Source organism: Bacillus sp. JJ634 (assembly GCF_036962285.1).
Taxonomy (GTDB): Bacteria; Bacillota; Bacilli; order Bacillales; family DSM-1321; genus Peribacillus; species Peribacillus asahii_A.
Genome location: NZ_JBALMU010000154.1, coordinates 1 through 4,536 on the forward strand (window position 1 = coordinate 1; position 4,536 = coordinate 4,536).

Below are 4,536 nucleotides of genomic sequence, written 5' to 3' on the forward strand. Positions count from 1 at the left end.
TTGCAAGTTTCGCGCGTTCTCCTTTGAGAATACCTGCTTTAATATCCGGTATCGAAATGGATTCCCTTTGTTTTTTAACAAAACGGTTTTTCGACGCTTGATTGTGGTCGGCAGCTAACTCGACCCCTTTCATGATTGAAGAATTAAAACCTTCGGGATTATTTGGGTCAACCCATTCCGGTTTTTTATCTTCGCTCATTAGTTTACTACTTCCTCGTAGCCTAGACGTTTATATACTTCTTGGAGCACTTTTTTAGCTGCTTGCGGAATAACCGTACCCGGTCCGAAAATGGCAGAAGCTCCATTCGCTAACAAGTAATCATAGTCTTGAGCCGGGATAACACCACCAACGATAATGACGATATCTTCACGGCCTAATTTTTTCAATTCAGCTGCAAGCTGTGGTAATAACGTTTTATGACCGGCAGCAAGTGAACTCATACCAACAACGTGAACGTCATTTTCCACCGCTTGAAGCGCTGTTTCTTCCGGCGTTTGGAATAGAGGTCCGATATCAACGTCATATCCTAAATCGGCAAAGCCTGTGCTGACTACTTTCGCTCCACGATCGTGACCATCTTGCCCCATTTTCGCCATTAATAGACGAGGACGACGACCTTCTTGCTCAAGGAACTCTTCCGTCATTTGAATAACTTCTTGAATTTCATCTTCTTTAGAATATGCTTCGCTGTATACACCGCTGATAGAGCGAATTGTTGCTTTATGACGTCCTGCAACTTCTTCAATCGCATCTGAAATTTCACCAAGAGAAGCGCGAACGCGAGCTGCTTGAACAGCAAGCTCAAGTAAGTTTCCTTCACCTGTTTTAGCTGCTTCTGTTAAAGCTTTCAATGCTGCATCTACTTGTGCTTGGTCACGGTTTGCACGCAATTCAGCTAAGCGGTTGAGTTGGCTTTCACGAACCGCTGTATTATCAATATCCAAAATTTCAATTGGATCTTCTTTTTTCAAGCGATATTTATTCACACCAACAATTGTTTCTTCTTGAGAATCGATTTTCGCTTGGCGTTTTGCAGCAGCTTCTTCAATTCTCATTTTTGGAATGCCTGTTTCAATCGCTTTAGCCATTCCGCCTAAATCTTCAATTTCTTCAATTAAAGCCCACGCTCTGTCAATTAGCTCGTTTGTTAATGCTTCTACATAGTAAGAACCAGCCCAAGGATCAATAACCTTTGTAATGTTTGTTTCTTCTTGTAGGTAAAGCTGCGTATTACGTGCAATACGAGCAGAGAAGTCTGTTGGTAGAGCGATGGCTTCATCCAATGCATTTGTATGCAAGGATTGTGTATGACCAAGCGCTGAAGCATGCGCCTCGATTAATGTACGAACAACGTTGTTAAACGGATCTTGCTCTGTTAAGCTCCATCCAGATGTTTGTGAGTGAGTTCTTAACGCTAACGCTTTATCGTTCTTTGGATCGAACTGTTTCATCAATTTAGCCCAAATGAAACGACCTGCTCTCATTTTCGCTACTTCCATGTAGTAGTTCATACCGATTGCCCAGAAGAAAGAAAGACGTGGAGCAAATTTATCAATATCAATGCCCGCTTTCATACCTGTACGCGCATATTCAAGACCATCTGCTAACGTGTAGGCAAGCTCGATATCAGCTGGTGCTCCCGCTTCTTGCAAGTGGTAACCTGAAATTGAGATACTGTTGAATTTAGGCATGTATTTTGACGTATATTCAAAAATATCTGCAATGATCTTCATAGACATTTCTGGTGGATAAATATACGTATTACGTACCATATATTCTTTTAAAATATCATTTTGAATCGTACCAGACAGTTTATCTTGTGTAACCCCTTGTTCTTCGGCTGTTACAATATAAAAAGCAAGAATCGGCAACACGGCACCATTCATTGTCATCGATACAGACATTTTATCGAGTGGAATACCATCAAACAAGATTTTCATATCAAGAATCGAGTCAATCGCTACGCCAGCTTTCCCAACGTCACCGACTACTCGTGGATGATCTGAGTCATAACCGCGGTGTGTTGCTAAGTCGAACGCAACAGAAAGACCTTTTTGTCCCATTGCTAAGTTACGACGATAAAACGCATTAGACTCTTCAGCTGTTGAGAATCCTGCATATTGACGAACTGTCCAAGGACGATTTACATACATCGAAGGATATGGTCCACGTGTAAATGGAGCGATTCCAGGTACGCTGTCCATATGCTCTAAGTTTTGATTATCCTCTTGAACGTAAAGTGATTTCACCTTAATTTGTTCATTTGTTTCAAATAAAAGGTTATCGATATCTTGACCAACTGCCGCTTCTGCTTGTTTCTTCCAAGTTTCTACTGACCCTTGTGCAGAAGCTTTTGCTGGATTGATTTTTGAAAAATTAGGTTTTGTCATTTTAGTTCACCCCCAGCGCTTGTAATAATTCTGTTAACATGTCAGCTGCATTTGTTTTTACATGAACAAACTCTTTCACACCAGCAGCTTGCAATGTTTTTTCTAATTCTTCTGCTTGTTTACCAGCCACATAAATCGTTGTTTCAGGGAAAGCCGCTTTCACATCAGCAACAACTTGCTCCGCTAGTTCACCATAAGCTTCGTCACTACCGCATACGCAATAGATTGGAAGTTGTGTTTCTTTCACATAAGCAACTGCTTCTTCACTTGTATGACAGCCTTCGCTTGCCACTGTTTCAATCCCGCCTGCAGCAACTAATCCTTTTACAAAATCTACACGAGGTTTATAAGACTTCAATTCTTGTAATGTAATTAAGCCTACTTTCGGAGCTTCGCCATTGTTTTCTTTAAAGGCTGCACTACGCAAGCGTAGTTGCTCGAATTGTTCAGCAATACGCTTCAGCTTAATTGGTGCAATCGAAGTTGGATTATTTACAACAACATAAGATTCCACTTCTGCTGCTTTCGGTGCTTTCACTTCATCAGCAGGGTTAGGATATACGTTTGTACCAATGATGCTTTCTTTTCTTAATGCTGCATTTTGTGCTTTTTTATTGAACACTTCAGCGATTTCTGCTTGAACAATATTTTGTTTAAGTGCTTCAAGAATGCCGCCTGCTGCATCCACTTCTAAAAACTTCGCCCATGCTTGATCAGCAATCTCATCTGTTAATTGCTCCACATAGAATGAACCGCCTGCAGGGTCCACTACTTGTGTAATATGCGCTTCTTCTTTCAAAATTAAGTGCGTATTACGAGCAATCCTTTCTGAGAAATCATTTGTTTCACCAAATACATGATCGAAAGGATTGATTTGTAAATATTGAATACCGCCGATTGCAGCAGCGAAAGCTTGGTTAGCTGTACGTAAGATATTTACATGTTGATCGTATAATGTTTCTGTCACTTCTGAAGTAAGCGCATGAATATTCATTTTGAAATGTTCAGAATCTGCTTCAAATGCAGCTGAAAGTCCAGCCCAAAGTCGACGAGCAGCACGTAATTTAGCTATATTCATGAAATAATTTGAATCAACAGCAAATGAGAATACCATTTTATCTGCAATACTTTCTACAGATAAACCTTGCTTTTGTCCTTCAATCAAATATTGCACAGCTACAGCTAGTCCATATGCAAGTTCTTGAACCGCATTAGCTCCGCCGTTATGGAAGACAGATGTTTTAATCAAAATTGTTTTTACGTCTGATGAAACTGCTTCATAGCCTTGAATCGTTTTTGCCCACTCTGCAAAATAGCTATCTGTATCTTCTGGAATTTGTCCAGTCAATACCCACTCAGCAATCGCATCTTCCGCAAGAACACCGCTCACGTTTCCTTCTACTGCTTGGAATTCAGGTAATAAATCTTTTTGCTTTCCTTTTAAATCAATAAAGAAGGGTAAAGATTCTAGCGGTAAATCTTTTAATAGCCTTGGCAATCTTGCACCATTTGCTAATAGCTCTACTGGGTACGTAATCGCATTTTGTCCACGATTTAATACAGCTTTTAAGTTTTCATTTGCTTCCTCTGCTGTCGCACCGCTTACTGGCTGACAAGCAAGCCATGGTTGTGTGTGGTAACCTGTTGCAGAAATTCCTCGTGTATAAGGAAACGATCCTGGTAGTTCAGCTTGTCCTTCACTAGCAGATTGTTGTGTATAAAGGGGCTGTAATGTAACACCTTCATATGTCTTCGTCTGTAATTTATCAACTGTCTTGCCTTTTAAACTCGTTTCAATGGCAGCCTTCCACTCTTCCAACGAAGGTTTCGGAAAGGATATATTTTTTACATCTTTCAATTCCATCTATAATCGCTTTCTTATGCTTATACTACAGTTCTGAGCAAATGCTCAATCAGTATTCATAAGAAAACTTGCCCCCCCTTCAATTTTTGAATCCCAAACACATTCTAACATAGGTATAAAAGAATAAAAATGAGCTTGTTATACAATAAGTATGAATCTACAGGAATAACATCATTCGAAAATAAGATTCGTTTCATACTGTTATAAATTACAATCTTAATAAATTTACATGTAGTAGAACAACTCTTCTAAAATAATACGAAAAAACTGAAAATTTGTCG

The 4,536-nt window shown here is 39.7% G+C and carries 2 protein-coding genes and 1 pseudogene; all 3 read right to left on the bottom strand.

Translation table 11 applies throughout. The annotated features are described in order from the left end of the window. Positions 1 to 199: pseudogene (locus V7068_RS19770) on the bottom strand (methylmalonyl Co-A mutase-associated GTPase MeaB); the annotation flags it as partial. Beyond that, a complete protein-coding gene (scpA, locus tag V7068_RS19775; protein WP_499714203.1) occupies positions 199 to 2,391 on the bottom strand; it encodes a methylmalonyl-CoA mutase in 2,193 nt (730 codons plus the stop codon). The pseudogene V7068_RS19770 and the gene scpA, both read right to left, overlap by 1 nt. A gap of 1 nt (position 2,392) precedes the next feature. Then, positions 2,393 to 4,255, bottom strand: a complete 1,863-nt coding sequence (locus V7068_RS19780) for a methylmalonyl-CoA mutase family protein (RefSeq protein WP_499714204.1) — start codon at positions 4,253 to 4,255, stop codon at positions 2,393 to 2,395. Positions 4,256 to 4,536 lie beyond the last annotated feature (281 nt).